Genomic DNA, 24,456 nt, shown 5'->3' with positions numbered 1-24,456 from the left:
CGTTCGAATCAAGCCGTTGACGTCGAATGGAGTAGCCGGGACGCGGTCAGCCCGAGCCAAGGGACCGGGCCGTCTCCCGCACCTCGTCGCAGTACCGGGACCACAGCTCGGCCGATCGCTTCGACCACACCAGGAGCGGATCCGTGTCGGGCCCGTCCCGGGTCGAGATCTCGTCGACGTAGACCCGGAAGCACCCCTGGATGCCACGGACCAGTCCGCTGACCAGGCTGCGACCGGGCTCGCGAGGGTCGAGGACGGTCACGATCAGGCGGTGCCCGTGCTCGTCCGCCTCGACGGGCGGCGGGCCGTATCGGTCCGGGCAGAACAGGAGCCGTCCGCGCCCGGCCAGCACGGCCTCGTGCAACAGATCCCACACGACGTCGGCGTCGCTGTTGCCGGAGGCCATCGCCAACGCGCTCCTGGCAACTCCCAGGTCCTCGTGCTCGATCGCCTCGGCCAGCGCGATGACGTCCGCGGGAGCGTGCCCGACGACTCCGGCGGTCACCGTGCTCGCGGCCCGCAGCCAGCGCAGCGCGGCGATGCCCGCCGCCGTCGGCTCCACCGTCGTGTGTAGCTCCGCCGGACCGAGCGGCTCGTCGAGCAGCAGCGCATGGGCCACGGCGATCTGTTCGTCCTGCGCCTGCGGCCGTGGATGCTCGACCGCCTGCTGCGCTCGTCCACCCAGGTCACCGCCGTCGGCGGCACGGACGGCCTCCACCTCCGCGGTCACGTCGCGGACGATCGCCTCCCGGAACGCGCGACCGGGCGCCCGGGCCACCAGGCGGCCGATCTCGTGCGCCGCCTCCAGACGACCGTCGTCCTCGTGCTGCACCAGGGATCCGATCGGGAGGAACGGTCGTCGTACCGCCTCAGGGAGCTGCCGGAGCGGGATCTCGTCGACCTCCTCCTCCGCGTACGCCAGCCACAGGCGGGCGGACAGGACGGAGAGCGCGCCTGCGGTCTGTCGCGCCTGCTCGGGCGCCCACGACGGCGGCACCCGCGCCACCTTCTGGGCGACGGCGCCGTCGCCGGTCGACCAGACCGCGACGATCGCCGAGGTGGCCGGGTCGTGCCCGTAGATGGTCACGTCAGTCCCACCAGAAGTGCCAGGACCGGGTGCCGCGCAGCATCTCGGCGTACCGGCTCAGCGTGAAGAAGTCGCCGTTCTGCGGGTCCTGCTGGTCCGGGCAGAACGCGAAGTGCTCGGCGGCGACGCGGCGGCAGGCGGCGTCGGTCGTGGGCGGATGCGCGACGGAGAGGTGCAGCCGGGAGCGGTCGATGTGCACGAGCAGGGCGCCGTACCGGTCCTCCCACCGGCGCAGGACAGCGCTGAGCCGGACGTGGTCCTGGTACGGGTGGTAGTTGCAGAAACCGGCCCACCCGAGGACCGCAGGCGTGTCGGCCGGCCGCGTGGCGTCGACCACGGTGAGTGTCGCCAGTGGACCCGGCTCACCGAGGAGGTCGACGGCGTCGTCCAACGTCTCCGGGCTGCGGGACAGGTCGGGGTAGGTGTCCCCGAGCGGGTCCGGCGGCAGCTCGGCCGGAAGTCGCTCGCCGCAGGGACACTCCGGCAGGCACGCCGATCCCGGCCACCACCCGGCCAGGACCTCCTCCGCGTCCGTACGGTCGATGGCGGCGATCACGTCGTCCGGCTGCTCGAGGACTCCCGCCATCTCCAGGGCGCCGGAACCGAGCAGCACCGGGCATCGGCCGGTCCGACGGGCGTCGCGGAGCAGGGGCCCGTAGCGGGCGGGATCGACCTCGTCGTGGTCGGTGGTCGTCTGTGTCATGCCGCTTGGACGGAATCCGCGCCGATTCGGTTCCGAAGATCGTCGATCGGGAACCGGGCGCCGCGGAAATCGGCCGTCACGCCGCCCCGGCGGGCGCCACCAGCTCGCGAACCTCGGCGTCGAAGCGTTGCCGGACCTGCTCGTCCCGGTACGGCTCGGCGCACCGCGGGTCGGAACCGGACCGCCCCTCTCCGCCCTTCGCGACCCGCTCGTTCCAGGGGCGCACCGGCACGCGGGCCGCCGTCGTCGACGTAACGTCCGACGTGGACGGAGCGAGTCGGGTACATGCCCGACAACGTGCTCCCCGCACCGGCGGTGGATCTCGCCGCCCTCATCCCCACTCAGCGCGTCGCCGAAGCCGAGATCGCCGAGCCCGAGATCGCCCCCGCACCCCAGAACGTCGAGACGTCAGGTCCGGAGCGCCTCGCCCTCCTCTGGACCCTCCTCGGTGCCGTCGCCGGTTCCGCGATCGTCGCCGTCGCGTTCCTGGTGATCCTGACGCTTCTCCCCTAGCACCCGCACGAGCACGGCCGCGGCCAGCGGGACCGCAGCGAGGAGCGGAACCGCCCACGGCACGGTCCCGAGCAGCGCCGCCGCCGTCGTCGCACCGAGGACGAGCGCGCCGAGCTGGCGCACCGCACTCCACCGCCCCCTCCCGTCGACGACGAGTGCGGCGACGGCCCCGGTGAGCGTTCCCGTCAGGTAGGTGGTCGACTCCCCCAGGTCGAGGGCGATGCTGCTCTGCCCGCCCATCGCGATCGAAGCCACCGCGAGCAGCACCGGCGCCGGCGCGTCGAGCGGCCAGGCGACGGCCAGCGCCACCAGCAGGACCAGTTCCGAGGCGAGCAGGACGAGGACCGGCGCGCGACGGCGTCGGGCGAACGACCACACGCCCACCCCGACCGCGAACCCCACCACCGCCACGGCGGGCGCGACCAGATCACGGACGTCCAGCAACCCCAGCGCACGCCCGACGGTCACGAGGTTCCCGGTCACCACACCCGCGAACGCGCCGCCGAGCGATGTCACCGCCCACAGGTCGACGACGCCGGCGCACGCCGCCATCAGCGCGAGGACGATCGCGGTGGACCGGGAGGACGTCACGCGGGCGGGACGGCCTGCTCCTGCACGAGCGTGGACACGCGCTGCCTGCTCACGCCGAACATCTTGCTGATGTCGGTGATGCTGACGTCCTCACGGGCCAGCGCCAGTGCCTCCTCGCGGCGGAACCGGCTGCCGGCGACGCCGAGGTCGTCGAGCGCCTGGCTGATCCGCTCGATGATCAGCGGCCGTTGCTCGGCCCGGACGATCTCGACCCAGGTATGGCCGGAGTTGCGCAACGCGACGAGCTCGTGCGCTCGTTCCACCGCCTGTCCCAGCTCGGCGCGGGTGCGCATCAGCTGGTCGACGAGCGCGTTCAGGGCCTCGACGGCGGCGTCGTCGGGCGGCTGGGCCACGGAACCTCCAACACGGACGGGGGACCTCAAGTCTGGCACGGGTCACCGATCGAGCGCCCGGGACGTCCGGTTACGCTTCTACCCGCAATAGCTATTGCGGGCGACCGGGAGGCAGGGACACGTGGCGAGCGAACGCTTCGACTTCATCGTCGTCGGCGGCGGGTCGGCGGGGTGCGTGCTGGCGAACCGGCTGAGCGCGGACCCGTCGCACCGGGTGCTCCTGCTGGAGGCGGGCGGGTCGGACCGGCGCTGGGACCCCCGCATCAACATGCCCGCGGCCTACGCGTTCCTGGTCGGGAACCCGACGTTCGACTGGTGCTACACCTCGGAGCCGGAGCCGTTCATGAACGGGCGCCGGATGAGCCACCCACGGGGCAAGGTGCTCGGCGGCAGCAGCTCGATCAACGCGATGAACTACCAGCGCGGCAACCCCCGCGACTTCGACCGGTGGGCGGCCGAGGGCGGCGTCGCGGACTGGGACCACGCGCACTGCCTGCCGTACTTCAAGCGCCTCGAGTCCAGCGACGGCGGGCTGCGCCAGACGTGGCGCGGGTACTCCGGCCCGCAGCCGGTGGAGCGCGGATCGGCGCGCGGGCCGCTGCTGGACGCGTTCTTCGACGCGGCCGTGCAGGCCGGGCACCCGCTGGTCACCGACCTGAACGGCCCGGAGCCCGAGGGCTTCGCGCCGTACGAGCGCACGATCCGCCGCGGCCGCCGGATGTCCGCGGCGCGCAGCTACGTGCACCCGGTGCGCGACCGCCAGAACCTGGAGGTGCGCACGCACGCCCTGGTGACCGGCGTCGTCCTGCGGGACGGCCGCGCGGTCGGCGTGCGCTACCGGCAGCGCGGCATGGAGCGGACCGTGTCGGCCGGGGAGGTCGTCCTGGCCGGCGGCGCGATCAACTCGCCGCAACTGCTGCAGCTCTCCGGCATCGGGAACCCGGGCGACCTCACCGCGGCGGGCGTCCGGCCGATGCACGAGCTGCCGGGCGTCGGCGAGGACCTGCAGGACCACCTGGCCGCGCACGTCCAGCACCGCTGCACCCAGCCGATCACGCTCGGCGTCCTGCGGGAACGACGGCAGTGGCCCGCGATCGGCGCGAAGTGGCTGTTCGACCACAGTGGACCCGCAGCCACGAACCTGCTCGAGGCGGGCGCGTTCCTCAGGTCCACGCCGGACCAGCCGTTCCCGGACCTGATGTTCGGCTTCGCCGCGGTGGCGATGCAGTTCGAGCAGGACCGCCCGGTCGAGGCGCACGGCTACCAGCTGCACATCGGCGCGATGCGGCTCGAAGCGCGCGGCAAGATCACGATCCGGTCAGCTGACCCGACACGGCACCCGTCGATGCTGTTCAACTTCCTGTCCACCGAGGCCGACCGCCGCTTCTGGGTCGACGCGTTCCGGGTCGCGCGGAACCTGCTGGCCCAGCCCGCGTTCGCCGGGTTCGACGCCGGTGAGGTGTATCCCGGCGAACGGCTCGACGACGATGACGACGAGGCCGCGATCCGCTGGATCGCCGAGCGCGGTCAGACCGGCCTGCACCCGACGTCGACGTGCCGGATGGGCACCGACGCGATGGCCGTCGTCGACCCGTCGACGATGGGCGTGCACGGCGTCGACGGCCTGCGCGTCGTGGACGCGTCCGTGATGCCGTTCTGCCCCAACGGCGCGACGCACGCGCCGACGATGATGATCGCCGAGCGCGCGTCGGACCTGATCCTCGGCAACACGCCGTTGGCGCCCGAGAAGGCACTGAACGTCAGCGCGTAGCGCGGGACCGCCACAGCAGGTAGACGAAGTACGGCGTGCCGATCAGCGCCGCGAGCAGGCCGGCGGGCAGCTGCGCCGGCGCGATCACGGTGCGGCCGATCGTGTCCGCCACGCACACCAGCAACGCGCCGAGCAGCGCCGCGACCGGGAGCACCCGGGAATGACGCGGCCCGACGAGCGCCCGCGCGGCATGCGGCGCGACCAGCCCGACGAACGAGATCACCCCCACCGCGCACACGGCGGCCGCGGTGAGCAGGCAGGCCAGCCCGAGCAGCAGCGGCCGCGAACGGTCCGTGCGGACGCCGACGATCCGGGGCAGGTCCTCGTCGACGGCGACGAGGTCGAGCGTGCGGTGCCCGGCGCGCATCAGCACCGCGGCCAGAGCCAGCACCAGCAGCACGGGCAGGACCTGGGAGAACGTGCGCCCGTACGTCGAACCGGACAGCCAGGTCAGCGCCTTGGCGATGTTCCACGGGTCGCTGACCACGATGATGAACGTGATCATCGCGAGCGTCCCGTAGGACATACCGACACCGATCAGCACGAGCCGGTCGGAGTCCAGCCCGGTGCGCACGGCCAGCCCGAACACGATCAGCATCGCGACGGCGGCACCGGCGAACGCCGCACCGCCGATCGCGGCCGCCCCTGCCGTCGGCACGAACGTGATCACCAGGACGGCGCCGACGCCCGCTCCCCCGGTGACGCCGATGATGCCGGGCTCTGCGAGCGGGTTGCGGCACACGGCCTGCAGCATCGCGCCCGCGACGGCCAGCGCCGCGCCGGCGACGAGCGCGGCCAGCACGCGCGGCGCCCGGGCGTCGAGCACGTACGTCACGACCGGCCCCGCCCGGCCGGTGAGCCGGTTGACCAGGTCCCCGCCGAGCAGCATCGCGTCGCCGAGCAGCAGGCCGCCGAACGCCGCACTCGCCGTCGCGACACCGGCGACGGCGAGCACGACGAGGAAGCCGCGCCTGCTGCGCATCCGCGACCCGTGCGCGGCGGGCGCCTGACGTGGTCTGCCCGCGCGCCGGAACCGTCCGGCGAGCACGACCAGGAACCCCGCGCCGACGATCGACGTGACCACGCCGGTCGGCACCTCCACACCGCCGACCTGGGACCCGAGTGCGTACCGGACGACGATGTCCGACCCGAGCACGACGACCACACCGGACAGTGCGGACACCGGCAGCAGGGCGCGGTGCCGCATCAGGCCGGGCACCCGCGGCGCGAGCAGGCGGACCAGTGCCGGGGCGGCGAGCCCGACGAACCCGAGCGGTCCGGCAACGGTCACCGACGCGGCCGAGAGCAGCACCGCGAGCACCACCACCAGCGACCGCGTGCGCTGCGGATTCAGCCCGAGCACGGCGGACGCGTCGTCGCCGAGGCCGTGCACGTCGAGCCTTCCGGAGATCGCGAGCAGGGCCACCGCGCCCACGCCGACGATCGGGCCCATCCAGAGCAGCGAGCTCGTCGTGTACTGGCCGAGCGAGCCGCCGCTCCACGCGTACAGCCCGACCGTCTCCTCCCGGAACAGCAGCAGGAGCGTGATCGTCAACGACGACAGCGCCAGCGCGACGGCGGACCCGGCCAGCACGAGCCGGGTCGGCCCGGATCCGGCGCCGCCGGCGAGCGCCAGCACGAGAGCCGCGGCGGCCAGCCCGCCGACGAACGCCACCGCACCCGCGAACGGCGCGGGCAGCGCGACCCCGAGCACCCCGGCGATCACCAGCCCGACCCATGCCCCCGCGTCCACGCCGAGCGTGTCCGGGGCGGCGAGCGGGTTGCGCGCCACCGACTGCAGCGCCGCGCCAGCCATCCCGAGCGCGACGCCGGCGAGCAGCCCGGTCAGCAGCCGCGGGATCCGGGAGGCGACGACGACGGCGGCGGCCTGCTCGTCGTCGGCTCCCGTGAGCAGGCGTACCAGGTCGAGCGGGCCGACGTCCGCCGTGCCCTGGGTGAGGTGCACCGCGGCGAGCGCGGCGACCGCAGCCACGGCACCCACCACGACCGCGGCCACCCGCAGCGGCCGGGTCGGTGCTCCGGCGGCGACCGGCGACCGCAGGTCGGTCACGTGCGCAGCGTGCCCACGACGGCGTCGACGTAGCGCTGCACCGACGTCGGGCCGCCGAACATCCAGATGCCGTCCGGCAGCCGGTGCACGTTCCCGCTCTTCACGAACGGCAGGGACTTCCACACGGCGTTGCCGGCCAGCGCCGTCGCGAACGGGTCGCCGCCGTCGCGGTCGTTGGCGATGTAGAGGAACGTCGCGTCGCCGACCCTGGTCAGCCCCTCCACATCGGACTGTCCGAGGCCGTACACGCCGTCGCCGGGCTCGGTCCAGGCGTTGCGCATGCCGAGCCGGGTCGTGACGTCGGACAGCATCGACCCGTTCGCGAACGGGCGGATCGAGACCTGGCTGCCCTCGAGGTAGCCGTCCGCGAACAGGAACGGCTGCCCGGCGCGGGCGGCCAGCGCGGTGCGGCCCCGCTCGATCGTCGCGTCCATCTCGGACAGCAACGTCGCCGCCTCGGCCTGCTTGCCGAGCGTCGTCGCGACGATGTCCAGGTTGCGCCGCATCTGCCCGAGGCCGTCCTTCGCGTCGCCGCCCTTGACGAACACGACCGGTGCGAACCGCTCCATCTGCTGCACGGCGGAGCCCGGCAGCTCGTCGGTGGCCAGGATCAGGTCGGGGCGCAGCGAGGCGATCGTGTCGATGCTCGGCTCGCCGCGGACACCGACGTCGCGCACCGAGGCGTCGAGCGGCTCCGCGGTCACCCACTTCCCGTAGCCCTCGACGTCCGCCGCGCCGACCGGCATCACCCCGAGCGAGACGGCGTGCTCGACGACGTTCCACTCCAGACCGACGACGCGGGTGGCCGGCGCCTGCAGCGTGACCTGCTTGCCGCGCGCGTCGGTGACCGTGACCGGCCCGCCCGCGGCGGCCTGCCCCGGTTCCGGCGCGGACGGTTCGGTCGTGCCGCAGGCGGCGAGCAGCGCGACCAGCATCGCGAGCGGGACGAGCAGGGTTCTCCTCATCGAGGACCTCCGGTGTCGGGGATGCGAGGCCCGTGGCGCCCGACCGGGCGGGTCCGCAGCGCGCCCGTGCGCGGGTCGCGGTCCACCTCGATCCGGATTCCGTAGACCTCGGTGAGCAGTGCGGGGGTCAGCACGTCGTGCGCCGGACCGCGAGCACGCACCCTGCCCTCGTCGAGCAGGACGATCTCGTCGGCGACCCAGGCGGCCTGGTCCAGGTCGTGCAGCACCAGCCCGATCGCGATCTCGCCGGTGTCCGCCAGGTCGCGGACGAGGTCGAGCATCTCGACCTGGAAACGCAGGTCGAGGAACGTGGTCGGCTCGTCCAGCAGCAGCACGGACGTCTCCTGCGCGAGGCAGCAGGCGAGCCACACCCGTTGCAGCTGGCCGCCGGACAGCTCGTCGACGGGGCGGTCGGCGAGCGCCTCGACGCGGGTGCGTTCCATGGCGCGTGCGACGGCGGCGGCGCCGGTGGAGTCGGCACCGCGCCACCGGCCGCGGTGCGGGTGCCTGCCGAACCCGACGACCTCGCGCACGGCCAGCCCGACCGGCGTCTCCCGGCTCTGCGCCAGCAGCGTGACCCGGCGGGCGAACTCGCGCGAGGTCAGGGCCAGCGCGTCGTCGTCACCGAGTTCCAGGGATCCCGACGACGGCCGGTGCAGCCGGGCCAGTGCGCGCAGCAGCGTCGTCTTGCCGCTGCCGTTCGGCCCGACCAGGGCCGTGACCCGGCCGGGCTCCAGCCGCACGTCCGCGTCGTGCACGACCGTGCGGTCTCGGTAGCCGAGTTCCAGGCCAGCGCCCTCGAGCCCCGCCGAGGGCGCGACGGGACGCGCCACGGGCGGGATCGGGTGCGACATGCGGAAGATTCAGACATGTCGCCCTTGATGAAGCAAGCCTTACCTCACGAAATGTGAGGCTCCACGCCGAGGGTCAGTGGGCTGCGCGGTCCCCCGCCGGGTCCCCCAGGCGCAGGTCCGCCCGGGCCGGCGCGCCCGGCGGGACGCGGACCTCGGCCGACGCGGGCGCCAGCAGGCTGGCGACGACGGTGTACGTACCGGACCGGATGCCACCGAGCTCGTAGTTGCCCTCGTCGTCGGTCGTCGCACGGGCCACGACCTGCCCGTCCGGCCCGGTCACGACGACCGTCGCGCGCGCCAGCGGCCGGGCGTCCGGTCCGGTCACGGTGCCGGTGACCGAGCCGATCGAGGACGCGAGCACGAGGTCCGCCGTCGTCTTCCCGGCGTGGTCGACGTCGACGGTCACGGCGTCCGGCTCGAACTCCGGAACGCTCGCGGCGAGGGTCGTCGGTCCGACCGGGAGGCCGGCCATCCGGAACGACCCGTCGGTCGCCGTGTTCGCCCGGCCGACGACCGTGCCCTCGGCGTCCGTGGCGATCACCAGCGCCCCGGCCCGCGCGCACCCGTCCGGCCCGGTGACCGAGCCGGTGACCACACCGTTGCCGTCGAGCGCGAAGTCGCGGACCACCCCGACGCCGTTCAGCGTCACGGCCGCGACGGCAGGCCGGAAGCCGGGCGCGGTGGCCACGGCCGTGTACGTCCCGGGCGGGAGGTCGTGCACGGCGTACTCGCCGTGGGACGCCGTCGTGCGCGCGATCTGGTGGCCCTCCCGGTCGGTGATCGTGACGATGCCGTCCGGCCCGCCACCGGTGCTCAGGTGCCCGATCAGCTCACCCGCCTTGGCGAACCGCGGACGGTCCGCCTCGAAGTCGTCGGTGACCAGCTCGGACGGCCCGCCGGCTTCTCCGGCGACGGCCGCCAGCTCACCGCCGACCGACTCGTGCTCGGCGCCCAGGCTCGTTCCGTCTGCGCTGCTCTCGCTCCGGCGGACCTTGCCGCCCGCGAACCAGGACGCGATCGCGGCGACCACACAGGCGATCACGGCGAACGTGAACGCGGCCGTGATGCCGTCGGCGAACGGGCCGGTGATCAGCTGCGGGAAGAAGCTGCGACCGGTGAGGAACGACGCCTGGTCCGGCGGCAGCGAGCCGAGAACCGGCCCGAGCAGCTGCTGGATCGGGTTGTAGCCGAGGAACGCGGCGAACAGCACGGCCACCGGCGGCAGCCCGGCGATCTGCGACGCCTCGGCGGCCGGGACGCCGTGCTGGGTCAGCCCGGCCTCCATCACCGACGGCAGGTGCTGGGACAGACCGCCGATCATCAGGCTGAAGAAGAAGCCGATCGAGAGCACCATCGCGGCGTTCTGGAACGTCGCGGTCATGCCGGAGCCCGCGCCGCGCGACTCGGCGGGCAGGCTGTTCATGATGTCGGCCCGGTTCGGGGACGCGAACAGGCCCATGCCCAGGCCGTTGACCAGCAGGATGACCGCGAACGGCAGGTAGCCGAAGTTGATCGGCAGGAACAGCATCAGCAGGAAGCTGACCGCGGACAGCAGCAGGCCGCCGGTGGAGAACCAGCGGGCGCCGAACCGGTCGCACAGCACGCCGGAGATCGGCGCCGCGATCAGGAAGCCGACGGTCAGCGGCAGCATGTAGATGCCCGCCCAGAGCGGCGTCTCCTCGAACGAGTAGCCGTGCTGCGGCAGCCAGATGCCCTGCAGCCAGATGATCAGCATGAACTGCAGGCCACCTCGGCCGAGCGAGCCGAGCAGGTTCGCGATGTTGCCGAGCGTGAACCGGCGGTTGCCGAACAGCGACAGCGTGAACAGCGGGTTCGCGACCTTGCGCTCGATCAGGCAGAACGCGACGAGCACGATCACGCCGCCGATCAGGCAGATCAGCACGGTCGGACTCCCCCAGCCCATGACCGAGTCGCCGTAGGGCTGGATGCCGTAGGTGATGCCCACCAGGATCGCGATCAGCCCGATCGCGAACGTGATGTTGCCCCACCAGTCCATCTTCGCCGGGCGGCGCTCACCGGTGTCGCGCAGCTTCAGGTAGGCCCACACCGTGCCGAACAGGCCGAACGGCACCGAGACGAGGAAGACCAGCTTCCAGTCGACCGGGCCGAGCAGGCCGCCGATGATGAGGCCGAGGAACGAGCCGGCGATCGCCGCGACACCGTTGATACCCAGCGCGAGGCCGCGCTGTTCCCGCGGGAACGCGTCAGTCAGGATCGCCGACGAGTTCGCCATCAGGAACGCACCGCCGATGCCCTGCACGATCCGCCAGCCGATCAGCCACAGCGCGGCCGCGTCGCCCTGCTGCCAGGTCAACCACAGCAGGATGGAGGCCACGGTGAACACGGCGAAGCCGAGGTTGTACATCCGCACCCGGCCGAACATGTCGCCGAGCCGTCCGAAGCCGACCACCAGCACCGCGGTGACGACCAGGAAGCCCATGATCATCCACAGCAGGTAGCTGGTGTTGCCAGCCTCCAGCGGGTTGATCCCGATGCCGCGGAAGATGTCCGGCAGGGCGATCAGCACGATCGACGAGTTGATCGTCGCCATCAACATGCCGAGCGTGGTGTTCGACAGCGCGATCCACTTGTAGTTCGGACCGGGCCCGGCGGGCTGCTGCACCACCGGCTCGGCACCGTGTTCGACGGCGGTCACGGACGTCCCCTCGATCGCGTGATTAGTTGCCTGATGCTAACCACTCAGGCCCGACCATTGCATCACACAACGAGGACGTCACATCACCGACGGACGGGGGCGTCTGCGGCGCTCGGGTCTCGCCGATATTGCCCGGTCTCACATCAGACCGGCCATGCGGTAGAGCACGAGCGAGCCCGCGACCGCGACGTTGAGGCTCACACCGCGACCGGTCATCGGGATCGCGATCGTCTCGTCGGCCGCTTCGAGGGTGTCCGGCGGGACGCCGTGGTGCTCGTGGCCGAGCAGGACGACCGTCCGCTCGGTGCGGGCGGTCGCACGGGGCAGCGGCGTCGCGTCGTCGGTCAGCTCGACGGCGACGACGCGGCTCCCGCGGCGGCGTTGCTCGTCGAGCCAGCCGTCCTTGGTCGGCGCGACCGGGTGGACACACGTACGCCCGGGCACCGTGTTCCCGCGCGCGAGCGCGGCGCGGTAGTGCGGCGTCCAGGGGACGGCCATGCACGCGCCGACGGCGTCGCAGGTGCGCAGCAGGGTTCCGAGGTTCGCGTCGTACGCGACCCACAGCGGTGCGACGACGAGGTGGTCGCGGCAGCCGTGCCGACGGCGGCTGCTCGAGGGCCTGCGGCGGCCCATCAGACGGGGCGGGACACGCTCCGGAGATTCATGTGACAGGTGCTTCGCGGCGCACCCGGGCCATCGACGGGAGGGGTCGACTGTACCTCCCGTTCCGCGGCCACCCACGCTCTCGCCGCCCCCACCAATCCGGGGCCGGCGCGCGGAACGCGCTGATCCCACCGGCGCACCGTGACCCAGCGACGCACGGTGATCCGGCCAGCGCACGGTGATCCGCAGAACGCACGCGTTCAGACGCGGGCGTTCCGCGGATCAGAGCGCGTCCTTCGGATCAGAGCGCGTCTCGCGGGTCAGCGCACGTCCCCCGGATCAGCGCACGTCCCACGGATCAGCGCACGTCCCACGGAACAGCGCACGTCCCACGGAACAGCGCACGTCCCACGGAACAGCGCACACCCCTGGATCAGCGCGCGGCGCGGCGGTGCGCCCGCCCGTGGTGCGCCCGCCCGTGGTGCGCCCGCCCGTGGTGCGCCCGCCCGTGGTGCGCCCGCCCGTGGTGCGCCCGCCCGTGGTGCGCCCGCCCGTGGTGCGCCCGCCCGTGGTGCGCCCGCCCGTGGTGCGCCCGCCCGTGGTGCGCCCGCCGGCGGTGCGCCGTGGCGACGAGGCGTCGGCCGGATCCGTTGCGCCGGACCGCCGCTCGCGCCGGTCGGTGTGGCCCGTGCCCTGGCTCGCGGGTCAGTGGTTGCCGTAGACCTTCGCCGGGTGGACGAGAACGGCCGCGCGGCCCTCGTCGCGCATGGCGGTGTCGTAGGCGTCCCAGTCGTCGTGCGTGCCGCCCGCAGCGGTGAAGACCTCCCGCAGCAGCAGGCGCAGACGCTCCGCGTCGATGCCGTCGGCCGGGTCGTCCGGCCCGATGATCTCGCTGGTGCCGTCCACGCCGACCCAGCGCCAGCCGGCCCGGAACAGGATCGACGTCGCGGGGCGTACGCGCAGCGTGCGCAGCTTCACCGGGCCGTAGGTCACGTACCCGACGACCGGCTCCCCGGTCGTCGGGTGGTCCAGGACGCCGGCGTTGACCAGCGAGGAGTGCGGGGACCCGTCCGCGCGGACCACGCTCACCGAGCACAGTCCGTGCTCTGCGGGGACGATGCGGCGGACCGGGTCGAGGTCGAGGCTGCTCACGCCCCGGAGTGTGGCAGAGCGGTCAGCGCCAGCCGAGCTTCTTCGTGCAGGCGGGCCACGCCTTCCAGCCCTGCTCCTCCTGCACCTTCTTCGCGACCTCGATCTGCTGCTCGCGGGAGGCCTGGTCCGGCGTCGCGGCGTGCTCGGTGCCGCCGAAGCGCTTCCAGGTCGACGGCGTGAACTGCAGGCCGCCCTTGAACCCGTTGCCGGTGTCGGCCTGCCAGTTGCCGGTGCTCTCGCACTCGGCGAGCTTGTCCCAGGTGGCGTCCTTCGCCGCAGAAGGGGCGGCGCCGCCGCCGGCGTCGGGCGCCGCCATCGCGGTGCCCGCCATACCGAGCGGGGCGGCGGCCATCATCGTCATCGCGCCGGTGCGAGCGATGAAGCGGCCGGTGTTCGTGGGTTTCCGGTGCCGTCCAGCCATGACTGGTCTTCTCCGAACGCTTGGGGAGCAGTTCCGCCGACCGCACGGGGGAGCGGGCCGGACGCCGAACACCGTAACCACGCCGAGATCTGGGCCGGCAACTCGACGTTGCCTCCCGGACGCGACATCGCGGTAAGTGGTCGAACTGTGGCGGCCAGTGGCGTTTCCGAGGCCCGTTCGGCGGCAATCGACGGGCCGTACGGGCGTACGCACCGTCGACCGCGCGAATGCGACGGGTCGTCGCCCGGGCGTGGCTCAGGTGGCGGCCGTCGCCGGCGCCCGGTCGGCGACGACGCGCCCCAGCACGGCCGCCGTCAGCGCGACCACGGCGACGGCCGTGCCGTAGACCTCGAACGTGACCCCCAGCCCGAACGCCGTCGCCGCCGTCCCGGCCACCACGGCGGGCACGCTGAACGCCAGGTAGGCGATCGTGTAGGCGGTCGCGAACAGCATCCCGCGCTCGTGCGGGTGCGCCAGACCGGCCAGCGTGCCGAACGTCCCGTAGGCCGCCGACCCGAACCCGACGCCCGCGACCAGCGTCCCGACGGCGGCCAGCGCCACCGAGCCGAACACCGGGGAGGCCAGCGTGACGGCCGTACCGAGCACGAGCAGCAGCGCCGCCGGGACCGTCACACGGGCGGGGGCGCGGCGGCGCAGCGCGAACGCGGTCACCGCGCCGGTGCCGCACAGCATCGTCACGACGAGTCCTCCGACGAGGTGGCTGTGCAGGCCGAACAGCCCGGACGCGACGGACGGCCCGAGCGAGAGGTACAGCCCGCCGAGAGCCCAGCTCGCGATCAGGATCGGCACGATGGCGACGAACGGCCGCCGGATCCGGGACGGGACGCCGATCCGCGGGCGCAGCGAGGCGAGCGCGCCGGGCCGCCGGTCGATCGTCTCCGGCATCAGCGCGACGACGGCCGCCGCCAGCACCATCCCGGCGATCAGCACGGCCCACACGAGCTGCGTCGGCGCCGGGGCGTACTCGACGAGCACGCCGCACCCGAGCGCGCCGAAGCCGAGACCGGCCAGCGGGGCGACGCCGTTGATCAGCCCGGCCCGCCCGCGCTTCGGTTCCATATCGACAAGCGTCGCCGGCAGCGCCGTCGTGGCCGCCCCGGTGGCCACGCCCTGGACGACACGTGCCACGAGCAGCATCCCGACGCCGTCGGCGACCAGGAACAGCACCAGCGACACGATCTCCAGCCCGATCGCCCCGAGCAGCACCGGCTTGCGTCCGATGTGGTCGGACAGCGCGCCGACGACGAGCAGGGTCGCGATCAGCGCCAGCACGTAGACGGCGAACACGAGCGTCAACGTGGTCTCGGTGAACGCGAAACGCTCCTGGTAGACGACGTAGAGCGGGGACGGCGCGCTGGACGCGGCCAGGAACCACACGAAGATCGCCGCGACGCCGGCGAACGCGACCGGACGGGACAGGGCGGGTGAGCCGGGCATCGAGCGCTCCTTGAAGCACGTATCATTGCGTTAGGACGGACGATAGCACCTCGATCGCAACGATCACTGCGTTAGGAGGGTCACGTGACCGCGGAGCAGGTGGACGCGCCCCGGGCCCGGCCCGGAGGGCGGTCGGCGCGCGTGCGAGCGGCCGTCCACCGGGCAGTGATCGAACTGCTGGCCGAGGGACACGACGGCGCGCTGTCCGTCCCCGTCGTCGCGACCCGCGCCGGCGTGCACGCGACGACCGTCTACCGGCGCTGGCCGACACTCGCCGAGCTGCTGGCCGACGTCGCGAGCAGCCGCTTCTCCGGCGACATCGTGGTGCCCGACTCCGGCGACCTGCACGACGACCTGGAGCGGTGGGTGACCGACGTGGCCACCGACCTCGCCGACCCGGACGTCCTCGCGCTGACCCGCGCCGCGATCGGCGCGGCGGGTCCGGAGGGCGGGGACGCGTGCGTCGCGGACCGGCACCTGCAGCTGACGGCCATGCTCACGCGGGAGGCGGAACGCGGCGGCACCGTGCCGACGACCGAGCAGGCCGCCGACGCGCTGCTCGGCCCCCTCTACTACCGGGCCGTGTTCATCGGGCGCCCCGGCGACACGGGCTGGGCGCGCGGGCTCGTGTCCCGCCTGCTGGCGGACTGAATCCGGGCACACGACGGCCCCGGTCGCGTTCGTGGCGCGATCCGGGGCCGTTCGGTGCGACGGGAGCGGTGGTGGTCACCCCCGCCGGGTCGTCAGGAGGCGACTCAGGCGTCCTGAGTGTAGCCGGCGGCCTGCGCCTGCCACATCCAGCGGGCCTCCTCCAGCGCACGTGCGATCTCGATGAACAGGTCCTGCGTGACCGGGTCGGTCTTGTCCGTCTCCTCGATCCGCGGACGCAGGCGGCGCACCGCGGCGTCGACCGTCTCGAAGATCGTCAGGACCGTGTCGCGGTCGGAGACCCAGCCGTTCGGGAACTCCGGCAGGCCGGTCTCCGTGGAGACCGTCCCGGCGCGCCCGTCCGGGGACACGCCGATCGCGGCCGCACGCTCCGCCGCGTTGTCGGTGTAGGTCCGGGCCGTCGTGACCAGCTCGTCGAGGTGCAGATGGATGTCACGGAACTGACGCCCGACGAGGTTCCAGTGCGCCTGCTTCGCGACCAGCGACAGGTCGACGAGGTCGACCACCGTCTCCTGGAGGGCGCGGCCGGTGATGTCGCGCGCGCCGTCGTCGAGCGGGCTCGTGATGGGTGCCATGTGGTGCTGGCTCCTTTCGCGTCGTTCGGGTCGTGCACACCGGATCCGCGGTGCCGCACACCTCGTTCAGCGCTCGGTGCGCCTCGTGTATGCCCGGTCGTGGCGGGCCCCACACACGCCGCACGACACCTCAGGATGCGGCCGGATCCCCCGACTCCGCGAAGCGCCGTCGCCGCGCCGCGCCGCCGAACCGCTGCTGGACGGCTTGTTTCGACGTCCCGTACAGCTCGCCGATCCGGGTCCACGTGGTGCCGGACTGACGGGCCGACTCGATCGCGCCGAACTCGAACTCCTCGGCCGCCTCACGCAGGCGTCGCGCGGCGTCCAGTGTGGACGCGGGACCCACGGCGGACTCGCATTCGGAGAGCGCCTGCTTCACGCGCTTGAGGGAGCCCCGTGCGGCCATGCGTCAAGCATAGCTTGACAGGCTCCGAGTCAATGATACGTTGACGTAAGTCAATGGCTCGTTGACGAGGATAGCGGAACGGACACGAGGAGGTGACCGGATGGGCAAGAAGAAGAAGGACAAGAAGGATAAGAAGGGCAAGAAGAAGAAGTGAGCGTGTGGCCGCAGTGCGGCCGAGCCTCGACGGGCCCGTGGATCCGGCGGCGACGCCGGTCACCACGGGCCTGTCGTACGTCCGGACCGGCCCGCTACGGGGCGGCGGGGGCGAACAGGCGAGGGAGCAGCTCGCGGGCACCGGCGCGCAGGTCGTCCAGCGCCGCGCCGGAGCCCGAGAGGTGCCGCAGCAGCGCCTGCTGGAACAGCCCGTCGAATGCGGCGTAGGCGAACGACGGGGTACACGTCGGGGCGGTCCCGGTCAGCTCGGAGTACGCGACGACGACGCGCCAGACCATCCGCTGCAGGCTGTCGTCGATCTCCGCGACGTCCTCGCGGAACGACTCCTCGAACAGCGACTGGGACCGCAGGTCGTACCAGAGGCGGTGCATCAGCGCGTCCTCGGACAGGGTCGCGGCCAGCCCCTCCCCGAACGCCTCGGCGAGCGCCGCCGGGTCCGACGCCTCTGCCGCGATCCCGTCGTAGCGCAGCACGCAGGTCGCCTTGTACTGCCGCACGCAGTACGTGATCAGCTCGACCTTGTTGTGGAAGTAGTAGTGCAGCACCCCGTGCGAGAACGCCGAGTTCTGTGCGATCTCGCGCAGGCTCGTCCGCGCGTAGCCGAGGTCGGCGAGCGTCATCAATGCGGCGTCGGCCAGCTCGCGACGCCGGTCCTCGAACTTGTCGGCAGGGCGTCGCGTGCTCCGTGCCTCGGGCTTCGTCACGTGGTCATCCCGGATGGGCGGGCGGCGGTGGTGTGACTCAGCGTCCACGGCGCCTGGACACTCGTCAAGAATTTCCGTGACGGTTGTCCAGGAAACTCTTGACACTCGTCCAAACTCCCGGCCACGGTGTGCCCCACATCACGCGATGCACGACGCAGTGGATCACAGGAGGACGTACACATGGCCGGGTTGGATCTGACCGGACGGGTGGCGCTGGTGACCGGGGCCGCACGCGGTCTCGGCGCCGGTGCGGCGCAGGCGCTCGCGGCGGCGGGGGCGCGGGTGATGATCGCCGACGTTGCGAAGGACGTCGGCGAGCAGACGGCGGCCGGCATCGAGGGAGCCGCGTTCGCCGAGCTCGACGTCACCGACGACGCGCAGTGGGAGTCCGTGGTCGCGCACACCGTGTCCGAGCTCGGCGGGCTGGACGTCGTGGTGAACAACGCGGGCATCGAGGTGACCTCGCTGATCGCCGACGCGGAGCCGGACGCGCACCGCGCGATGTTCGACGTGAACCTGCTGGGCACGCTGCTCGGCACCAAGCACGCGTTCCGCGCGATGCGCCCCGGCGGCGCGGCGGGCAACGGCGGCGCCGTGATCAACGTGGCGTCGGTCGCGGCCGACATCGCGTTCCCCGCGATCGCCGGCTACTCGGCCACCAAGTCCGGTGTGGACCGGCTGACGCGGGTCGCGGCGATGGAGTCCGGCAAGCTCGGCTACGGCGTGCGCGTCAACTGCATCCACCCGGGCCTGGTGCCCACCGACATGGGCGTCAAACTCGCCGTCGAGACGTCCGGCCTCGGGCTGTTCGAGAGCCCGGACGCGGCCGTCGGCGCCGTCGTCGAGCTCACGCCGTCCGGCCGGCTGGCCGACGTGTCGGACATCGCGGACGGCATCGTGTTCCTCGCCTCCGACCAGTCCCGCTTCGTGAACGGCGTCGGCCTACAGGTCGACGGCGGCATGGGCATGTGACCAGGGGCTGACATGGCTGTGAGGTCGGGACTGACGTCCTACCTGGACAAAGGCGCGTCGCTCGGACCGGACGCACCGTGCCTGACCGCAGGCGGGACGTCGCTGTCCTACGGCGAGGTCGTCGACCTCAGCCACGCGGTCGCCAGGGCGCTGCGGCGCTCGGGTGTCCGCCCCGGCGACAAGGTCGGCGTCCTCTCCGGCAACGACCCGACGGCGTTCTCCTGCGTGTTCGGGATCGCCAGGTCCGGCGCCGTGTGGTGCCCGATCAACCCGCGCAACGGGGCGGCGGAGAACCAGGAGCTGCTGGCGCTGTTCGACTGCGCGGCGCTGATCTTCCAACCGGCCTACGACGGGCTGGTGGCCGAGATCGCGCCGGACCTTCCCGAGCTGCGCACGCTGGTGCGTCTGGGGCCCGACGGCGACGGTGCGGCCGGCTTCGAGGGGTGGCTGGCCGCAGCGCAGGACGACCCGTCCGCCGAGGCGGCACCGCCGGACGAGGTGGTCGCGCTCGTCGGAACCGGCGGCACGACCGGCAGGCCCAAGGGCGTGATGCTCACCGACCGCAACCTCGAGACGATGTCGGCGATCACGCTGATGAGCTACCCGTTCGAGGGCAGGCCGACCTATCTCGCGCTGGCCCCGCTCACGCACGCGGCGGGCGTGCTGTGCTTCCCGGTGATGGCGCTCGGGGGCGAGATCGTGGTGATGTCCCACCCGGACGTCGGCGAGTTCCTCGAGCTGGTGGAGCGGCACCGCGTCACGCACACGTTCCTGCCGCCCACCGTGATCTACATGGTGCTCGGGCACGGGGCGCTCGACACGACGGACCTCTCGTCGCTGCAGTGCTTCTGGTACGGCGCGGCGCCGATGTCGGCGTCCCGCCTCGAGGAGGCGCTGAACCGGATCGGGCCGATGGCGCAACTGTTCGGGCAGTCCGAGGCGCCGATGATGGTGTCCACGCTGTCGCCGTCCGAGCACCGCAACCCCGACGGCTCGGTCGCCGTCGAGCGGCTCTCCTCGGCCGGGCGCCCGACGCCGCTGGTCACGGTCGGGATCATGGCGGACGACGGCACGCTCGTCGGATCCGGGGAGCGCGGCGAGATCGTCGTCCGCGGCTCGCTGGTGATGGCCGGCTACTACCGCAACCCGGAGGCCACGGCCGAGGTGTCCGCACACGGCTGGCACCACACCGGCGACATCGGCTACCTCGACGCCGACGGCTTCCTGTACATCGTGGACCGCGCGAAGGACATGGTGATCACCGGCGGGTTCAACGTCTACTCCGCCGAGGTGGAGCAGGCGCTGATGGCGCACGAGGCGGTGCGCGACTGCGCCGTGGTCGGGCTGCCGGACGAGAAGTGGGGCGAGCGCGTCACGGCCGTCGTGCAGCTCCAGCCCGGTGCGCACGTCGACGTCGACGAGCTCGTCGCGTTCGTCAAGGCGCGCACCGGGAGCGTGAAGGCGCCGAAGCAGGTCGAGTTCTGGCCCGACCTGCCGAGATCCACGGTGGGAAAGGTGCTCAAGACCGACATCCGCGCGGAGCTGCTCGGCTCCTGACGTTGCCCGCCCGCTCCCGACGCGAACGAACGGCACCTTCGAGCAATCCCACTGCACGAAGGTGCCGTTCGTTCGGTGTGGGGAGGACCGGCGCACCGCGGCCCGGGCGCTACCCCCTACGTGCCGAGGAACTCCCGCAATGCCTCCGCGACCGGTTCCGGGTTCTCCAGCTGCGGCACGTGCCCGGCGCCGGGGACGGTCACCAGGCGGGCGTCGCGCAGCCGTCCGGCGAACGCGTCGCCGTAGGCCGGGTGCACCAGCCGGTCGGCCTCACCCCAGAGCAGCAGCGTCGGCGCCGCGATCCGGTGGATGCGCCGGTCCAGGCCCTTGTCCGGGATAGGCCAGATGAAGTGCAGCACGCTCGCCATCCGCATCGCGGCCTCGAACTGCGCCTGCGGGTCGTCGGCGGGCACGGTGAGTGCCTCGGCGAGCGGCCCGGTCGGGTCGGCCAGCACCAGCGCGGGCAGGTCGGCGGGCGGGATCCCGGCGATGTCCGGGATCGGGTGCTCGTCGAGCCACAGCCCGATCGGCGCGATCAGCACCAGCCGCTCCACCCGCCGCGGCGAGTTCGCGGCCAGCTCGGCCGCGACCATCCCGCCGAACGAGTGCCCGACGACGGTGACCCGGTCCAGGCCCAGCGCGTCCAGCAGCTCGTCGTAGAACAGCACGAGCTCCCAGATCCCGGTCAGGTGCGACAGGTCGTCGGCCTCCCCCGAGCCGGGATGGTGCACCGCGTACACGGTGTGCGAGCCGGCCAGCCCCTCCAGGAACGGGTCCCACATCAGCCCGCCCGCGCCGTGCAGGTACAGCAGCGGGGCGCCGGTCCCGGCGACCAGCACCCGAGCGGTGATCGGCCCGACCTCGACGGTCCGCTCCTCGACGTGTGTCCCGGTGGTCGTCTGCGCTGTCATCGTCTCCCCCTCACGCCTGCGCGGCCGGCTCGCCGACGCATGCGCGGACCGCCGCCCCGGACGGCCACCACTCGTGGGTCCAGCCCTCGTCGTCCCAGACGCCGCGGATCCGCGGCATGACCTCCTCGGCGAACAGCGTGATGTTCTTCTTCGTCAGCTCGTGCGGCATGGACCCGATCTGCAGCAGGGCGTGCAGGTTGCCGACCCGCAGCGTCTTCGCGACCTCGATCAGCCGGTCGGCGACCGTCGACGGGCTGCCGGCGATGATGAAGCCCTCCTCGACGAGCGTCTTCCAGTTCTTCTCCAGCGCGGCGGCCGCCGCGATCGCGCCGGGCTGGTTCGTCTTGATCGCGAACTCGGTGGACTTGCGGGTCCGGTAGCCGGGCGCCTCGAAGAAGTACGGCGGGATGTGCAGGCACTTGTTGAAGAAGTACGTGACGTGCTCGAGGTACTCCTGCTCGGCGCGCTCGTCGGTCTCGGAGACGCAGATCTGCTGCGCGAAGCCGGCCCGGAACGGGTTCCGGTCCACACCGAGCTCGTCCATCTTCGCCCAGAACCCGTCCATCAGCTTCTTGCCGAACTTGGCGCCGAAGAAGCTGAGGTAGCTGTAGGTGTAGTTCTTGCGTGCGGCCAGCTCCCACGTCTCGACGGACCCGCCGCCGGCCAGCCACACCGGAGGGTGCGGCTTCTGCAGCGGCTGTGGCCACGGGTTCACGTAGCGCAGCTTGTTGAAGCGCCCGTTGAACGTGAACGGGCCCGGCTCGGTCCAGGCGCGGGTGATCAGCTCCTCGGCCTCGCGGAACCGGGGCCGGGTCTCGGTCGGCGTCACGCCGTAGCAGAAGTTGACGTCCATCGACGTCCCGACCGGGAAGCCGGCGGCCAGGCGTCCGTTCGACAGGACGTCGAGCATCGCGAACTCCTCGGCCACCCGGGTGGCCGGCGCGTAGAGCGCGAGCGTGTTGCCCAGCACCATGATCGCCGAGTTGTTCGGGGTGCGGCGGGCGAGTGACGCGGCCATCAGGTTCGGCGAGGCCATGAAGCCGTAGCCGTTCTGGTGGTGCTCGTTGACCCCGACGCCGTCGAAGCCGAGCCGGTCGGCGAGCTCCAGCTCGTCGAGATTCCACTGGTAGTACTGGGCGACCTTGCGCGGGTCGCACAGCTCGGTGTTCGGCGGGGTGACCCAGATCGACTCGTAACGCTGCTCGAAGTCGGCGGGAAGGTCCCGGTACGGCATCAGATGAAAGAAGATCGACTTCATCGTCGCTCCCTGTGTGTGGCGTAGGCCACTCCATCGTGCGGTGCGCGACAGGGGAACCGCACCGCCGACCGGCTGACGCGAAGCCGCCCGCGTCCGGGCGGACGCGGGCGGTGTTCGGTCGTGGTCGACGCGGTCAGGACGTGTGGTGCGACTCCTGCAGGGCGTACACCGGTGTCGGGATGCCCTCCTGGCGCGCCTTGAGCTGCAGCGCCAGGTACAGCGAGTAGAACCGGCTCTGGTGCAGGTTGCCGCCGTGGAACCACAGGTTCTGCTGCTGGGTGGGCTTCCACATGTTGCGCTGCTCGCCCTCCCACGGACCGGGGTCCTTGGTCGTGTCCGAGCCGAGGCCCCACACCTTGCCGACCTTGTCCGCGACCTCCTGGCCGACGATGTCCGCGGCCAGACCGTTCATCGAGCCGTAGCCGGTCGCGAACACGACCAGGTCGGCGTCCAGCTCGGTGCCGTCGGCGAGCTTGACGCCCTTCTCGGTGAACTCCTGAACCTGCCCCTTGGCCAGCTTGACCTTGCCGTCCGCGACGAGATCGGCCGCGCCGACGTCGATGTAGTAGCCGGAGCCGCGACGCAGGTACTTCATGAACAGCCCGGAGTCGTCGTCGCCGAAGTCGAGGTCGAACCCGGCGTTCTCGAGCCGGGAGTAGAAGTCGGCGTCGACCTCGCGGGCCTTGTCGTAGACCGGCTTCTGGAACCCGGCCATGATCCGGTACGGCAGCGAGGCGAACACCATGTCCGCGGTACGGGTGTCCACACCGGACGCCACCGCACGCTCCGAGTACAGGTCACCGAGGCCGTACTCCATGAGCGTGTCCGACTTGATGATGTGCGTCGAGCTGCGCTGCACCATCGTGACGTCGGCGCCGGTCTCCCAGAGCGCGCCGCAGATGTCGAACGCCGAGTTGTTCGACCCGACGACCACGACCTTCTTGCCCTTGTACGCGTCCGGACCCGGGTGCTGCGACGAGTGCTGCACCTCGCCGGAGAAGTTCTCCTGCCCGGGGAAGGTCGGGATGTTCGGCTTGCCGGACACGCCGAGCGCGAGCACCAGCTGGCGCGGCTTCAGGGTGATCTTCTCGCCGTTCCGGTCGACCTGGACGGTCCACCGGCCGGACGACTCGTCGAACGTCGCGGACTCGGCTGTCGTGGAGCCCCAGTAGTTGACCTCCATGATCCGCGTGTAGAACTCGAGCCAGTCGCCGATCTTGTCCTTCGGCGCGAACACCGGCCAGTTGTCCGGGAACTTGAGGTACGGCAGGTGGTCGTACCAGACCGGGTCGTGCAGGGCGAGGCTCTTGTAGCGCTTGCGCCACGAGTCGCCCGCCCGCTCGTTGCGCTCGACCACGACCGTCGGCACGCCGAGCTGGCGCAGCCGCGCACCGAGCGCGATGCCGCCCTGGCCGCCGCCGATGATCACGACCTCCGGGTCGCGGCTGCGGCCGAGCTCGGTCAGCTCCTCCTCGCGGCGCTCCTTCCAGGTCACCCGCTCCGGGTTCGCGCCGTGCTCGGTGCCGAACGGGCGGTTCTCCCGCATCGGCTCCTCGTGGCCCTTCAGCTCGTCGAGCGTCGTGAGCAGTGTCCAGGCCTTGCCGTCCACGATCCGGACGTGCCCGCTACCACGGCCGACGGCCGTCTCGAAGTACAGCCACGCGTCGGTGACGCCGTCCGCCTCGGTCGGCTCCGCGGAGAGGTCCCACGCCGACGGATCGGTGTTCTCCAGCGTCTGGTCCAGCAGGTCGGTGACCCCGTCGTGACCCTCGACCGTCTTCATGTTCCAGGTGAAGGCGATCAGGTCGCGCCAGTAGCACTCGGCCGCGAAGAGGGACACGGCGCGCTCGACGTCGCGGGCGGACAGGGCGTCGGCGAACGCCGTCAGCCACGTCTCGGCCGTCGTGCGGGCCGCCGACTTCTCCAGGGTCTCGGTCACTCCAGGCACCTCCTGCGAGCGGTCGACAACGACCGTGGCGGGCGCTCGCGGGCCCACGCGATCCCACGGTCG

General features: G+C 72.2%; 23 protein-coding genes. 4 read left to right on the top strand and 19 right to left on the bottom strand.

Annotated elements, in window-relative coordinates; all coding sequences use genetic code 11:
- Positions 1–46: 46 nt before the first annotated feature.
- The 5 genes from EV378_RS27555 to EV378_RS27540 all read right to left on the bottom strand — a co-directional run bounded on the left by EV378_RS27555 (position 47) and on the right by EV378_RS27540 (position 3,247).
- Entirely contained in the window at positions 47–1,087 is a 1,041-nt protein-coding gene (locus tag EV378_RS27555) for a hypothetical protein (RefSeq protein WP_132430302.1), read from the bottom strand.
- A gap of 1 nt (position 1,088) precedes the next feature.
- Entirely contained in the window at positions 1,089–1,790 is a 702-nt protein-coding gene (locus tag EV378_RS27550; RefSeq protein WP_132430301.1) for a DUF4253 domain-containing protein, read from the bottom strand.
- Between the two features lie 76 nt (positions 1,791–1,866).
- A complete protein-coding gene (locus tag EV378_RS35585; protein ID WP_165922506.1) occupies positions 1,867–2,022 on the bottom strand; it encodes a hypothetical protein in 156 nt (51 codons plus the stop codon).
- Between the two features lie 176 nt (positions 2,023–2,198).
- Positions 2,199–2,894: a DUF1275 family protein gene (locus EV378_RS27545; RefSeq protein WP_132430300.1), complete on the bottom strand. Its 696-nt coding sequence runs from the start codon at positions 2,892–2,894 to the stop codon at positions 2,199–2,201.
- A complete protein-coding gene (locus EV378_RS27540) occupies positions 2,891–3,247 on the bottom strand; it encodes a helix-turn-helix domain-containing protein (RefSeq protein WP_132430299.1) in 357 nt (118 codons plus the stop codon). Before EV378_RS27540 ends, EV378_RS27545 begins: the two co-directional genes overlap by 4 nt.
- A gap of 121 nt (positions 3,248–3,368) precedes the next feature.
- Here EV378_RS27540 and EV378_RS27535 point away from each other — a divergent pair, with 121 nt between their 5' ends.
- Positions 3,369–5,018: a choline dehydrogenase gene (locus EV378_RS27535; protein WP_132430298.1), complete on the top strand. Its 1,650-nt coding sequence runs from the start codon at positions 3,369–3,371 to the stop codon at positions 5,016–5,018.
- Here the strand turns inward: EV378_RS27535 and EV378_RS27530 are convergent.
- The 8 genes from EV378_RS27530 to EV378_RS27495 form a co-directional block, all read right to left on the bottom strand.
- Positions 5,008–7,089 carry an iron ABC transporter permease gene (locus EV378_RS27530; RefSeq protein WP_132430297.1) on the bottom strand — a complete coding sequence of 694 codons (2,082 nt, stop codon included), beginning with the start codon at positions 7,087–7,089 and terminating at the stop codon, positions 5,008–5,010. The two genes, EV378_RS27535 and EV378_RS27530, sit on opposite strands and share 11 nt — an antisense overlap.
- Entirely contained in the window at positions 7,086–8,054 is a 969-nt protein-coding gene (locus EV378_RS27525) for an ABC transporter substrate-binding protein (RefSeq protein ID WP_132430296.1), read from the bottom strand. The genes EV378_RS27530 and EV378_RS27525 overlap by 4 nt, the downstream gene beginning before the upstream one ends.
- Positions 8,051–8,887 carry an ABC transporter ATP-binding protein gene (locus tag EV378_RS27520; protein WP_279389665.1) on the bottom strand — a complete coding sequence of 279 codons (837 nt, stop codon included), beginning with the start codon at positions 8,885–8,887 and terminating at the stop codon, positions 8,051–8,053. The genes EV378_RS27525 and EV378_RS27520 overlap by 4 nt, the downstream gene beginning before the upstream one ends.
- A gap of 94 nt (positions 8,888–8,981) precedes the next feature.
- Positions 8,982–11,486, bottom strand: coding sequence for an MFS transporter (locus EV378_RS27515; RefSeq protein WP_132432822.1), 2,505 nt, complete (start codon positions 11,484–11,486; stop codon positions 8,982–8,984).
- Positions 11,487–11,723: 237 nt separating this feature from the next.
- Positions 11,724–12,218, bottom strand: coding sequence for a TrmH family RNA methyltransferase (locus EV378_RS27510; RefSeq protein ID WP_132430294.1), 495 nt, complete (start codon positions 12,216–12,218; stop codon positions 11,724–11,726).
- A 675-nt stretch (positions 12,219–12,893) separates the two neighbouring features.
- Entirely contained in the window at positions 12,894–13,340 is a 447-nt protein-coding gene (locus EV378_RS27505; RefSeq protein WP_132430293.1) for a pyridoxamine 5'-phosphate oxidase family protein, read from the bottom strand.
- Between the two features lie 22 nt (positions 13,341–13,362).
- Complete coding sequence (locus tag EV378_RS27500) at positions 13,363–13,761, bottom strand: transglycosylase family protein (RefSeq protein WP_132430292.1); 399 nt, start codon at positions 13,759–13,761, stop codon at positions 13,363–13,365.
- A 255-nt stretch (positions 13,762–14,016) separates the two neighbouring features.
- A complete protein-coding gene (locus EV378_RS27495) occupies positions 14,017–15,219 on the bottom strand; it encodes an MFS transporter (protein ID WP_132430291.1) in 1,203 nt (400 codons plus the stop codon).
- A gap of 84 nt (positions 15,220–15,303) precedes the next feature.
- On the opposite strand from EV378_RS27495, the gene EV378_RS27490 reads away from it, so the two are divergent.
- The gene (locus tag EV378_RS27490; protein WP_243653791.1) at positions 15,304–15,870 is read left to right on the top strand and encodes a TetR-like C-terminal domain-containing protein; all 567 of its coding nucleotides are present in this window, start codon (positions 15,304–15,306) and stop codon (positions 15,868–15,870) included.
- Positions 15,871–15,974: 104 nt separating this feature from the next.
- Here the strand turns inward: EV378_RS27490 and EV378_RS27485 are convergent, their stop codons facing one another.
- The 3 genes from EV378_RS27485 to EV378_RS27475 all read right to left on the bottom strand — a co-directional run bounded on the left by EV378_RS27485 (position 15,975) and on the right by EV378_RS27475 (position 17,747).
- On the bottom strand, positions 15,975–16,463 hold the full coding sequence (locus EV378_RS27485; protein WP_132430290.1) for a Dps family protein: 489 nt from the start codon (positions 16,461–16,463) through the stop codon (positions 15,975–15,977).
- A gap of 130 nt (positions 16,464–16,593) precedes the next feature.
- Positions 16,594–16,869: a hypothetical protein gene (locus EV378_RS27480; protein WP_132430289.1), complete on the bottom strand. Its 276-nt coding sequence runs from the start codon at positions 16,867–16,869 to the stop codon at positions 16,594–16,596.
- A 248-nt stretch (positions 16,870–17,117) separates the two neighbouring features.
- Entirely contained in the window at positions 17,118–17,747 is a 630-nt protein-coding gene (locus EV378_RS27475; RefSeq protein WP_243653790.1) for a TetR/AcrR family transcriptional regulator, read from the bottom strand.
- A gap of 180 nt (positions 17,748–17,927) precedes the next feature.
- On the opposite strand from EV378_RS27475, the gene EV378_RS27470 reads away from it, so the two are divergent.
- Both EV378_RS27470 and EV378_RS27465 read left to right on the top strand, forming a co-directional pair.
- Positions 17,928–18,719 (top strand): SDR family NAD(P)-dependent oxidoreductase, encoded by a 792-nt coding sequence (locus tag EV378_RS27470; protein WP_132430288.1) that lies wholly within the window; start codon positions 17,928–17,930, stop codon positions 18,717–18,719.
- Between the two features lie 12 nt (positions 18,720–18,731).
- Positions 18,732–20,276: an acyl-CoA synthetase gene (locus EV378_RS27465; protein ID WP_132430287.1), complete on the top strand. Its 1,545-nt coding sequence runs from the start codon at positions 18,732–18,734 to the stop codon at positions 20,274–20,276.
- Between the two features lie 116 nt (positions 20,277–20,392).
- On the opposite strand, the gene EV378_RS27460 is transcribed toward EV378_RS27465, so the two are convergent.
- From EV378_RS27460 to EV378_RS27450, 3 genes are all read right to left on the bottom strand, one after another.
- On the bottom strand, positions 20,393–21,187 hold the full coding sequence (locus tag EV378_RS27460) for an alpha/beta fold hydrolase (RefSeq protein WP_132430286.1): 795 nt from the start codon (positions 21,185–21,187) through the stop codon (positions 20,393–20,395).
- Positions 21,188–21,197: 10 nt separating this feature from the next.
- Entirely contained in the window at positions 21,198–22,445 is a 1,248-nt protein-coding gene (locus tag EV378_RS27455) for an LLM class flavin-dependent oxidoreductase (RefSeq protein ID WP_132430285.1), read from the bottom strand.
- A 133-nt stretch (positions 22,446–22,578) separates the two neighbouring features.
- On the bottom strand, positions 22,579–24,384 hold the full coding sequence (locus tag EV378_RS27450) for an NAD(P)/FAD-dependent oxidoreductase (protein WP_132430284.1): 1,806 nt from the start codon (positions 24,382–24,384) through the stop codon (positions 22,579–22,581).
- Positions 24,385–24,456: the final 72 nt, after the last annotated feature.

It is taken from the genome of Pseudonocardia endophytica (assembly GCF_004339565.1).
Classification (GTDB): Bacteria; Actinomycetota; Actinomycetes; order Mycobacteriales; family Pseudonocardiaceae; genus Pseudonocardia; species Pseudonocardia endophytica.
This window is presented reverse-complemented; position numbering and strand designations above follow the sequence as displayed.

What these genes read in the sequence shown, in the direction of transcription:
- EV378_RS27510 (WP_132430294.1), bottom strand. Translation starts at nt 12,218, where the DNA reads ATGGGCCGCCGCAGGCCCTCGAGCAGCCGCCGTCGGCACGGCTGCCGC.
- EV378_RS27460 (WP_132430286.1), bottom strand. Translation starts at nt 21,187, where the DNA reads ATGACAGCGCAGACGACCACCGGGACACACGTCGAGGAGCGGACCGTC.
- EV378_RS27550 (WP_132430301.1), bottom strand. Translation starts at nt 1,790, where the DNA reads ATGACACAGACGACCACCGACCACGACGAGGTCGATCCCGCCCGCTAC.
- EV378_RS27515 (WP_132432822.1), bottom strand. Translation starts at nt 11,486, where the DNA reads ATGTTGATGGCGACGATCAACTCGTCGATCGTGCTGATCGCCCTGCCG.
- EV378_RS27485 (WP_132430290.1), bottom strand. Translation starts at nt 16,463, where the DNA reads ATGGCACCCATCACGAGCCCGCTCGACGACGGCGCGCGCGACATCACC.
- EV378_RS27455 (WP_132430285.1), bottom strand. Translation starts at nt 22,445, where the DNA reads ATGAAGTCGATCTTCTTTCATCTGATGCCGTACCGGGACCTTCCCGCC.
- EV378_RS27525 (WP_132430296.1), bottom strand. Translation starts at nt 8,054, where the DNA reads ATGAGGAGAACCCTGCTCGTCCCGCTCGCGATGCTGGTCGCGCTGCTC.
- EV378_RS27500 (WP_132430292.1), bottom strand. Translation starts at nt 13,761, where the DNA reads ATGGCTGGACGGCACCGGAAACCCACGAACACCGGCCGCTTCATCGCT.
- EV378_RS27465 (WP_132430287.1), top strand. Translation starts at nt 18,732, where the DNA reads ATGGCTGTGAGGTCGGGACTGACGTCCTACCTGGACAAAGGCGCGTCG.
- EV378_RS27470 (WP_132430288.1), top strand. Translation starts at nt 17,928, where the DNA reads ATGGCCGGGTTGGATCTGACCGGACGGGTGGCGCTGGTGACCGGGGCC.
- EV378_RS27495 (WP_132430291.1), bottom strand. Translation starts at nt 15,219, where the DNA reads ATGCCCGGCTCACCCGCCCTGTCCCGTCCGGTCGCGTTCGCCGGCGTC.
- EV378_RS27480 (WP_132430289.1), bottom strand. Translation starts at nt 16,869, where the DNA reads ATGGCCGCACGGGGCTCCCTCAAGCGCGTGAAGCAGGCGCTCTCCGAA.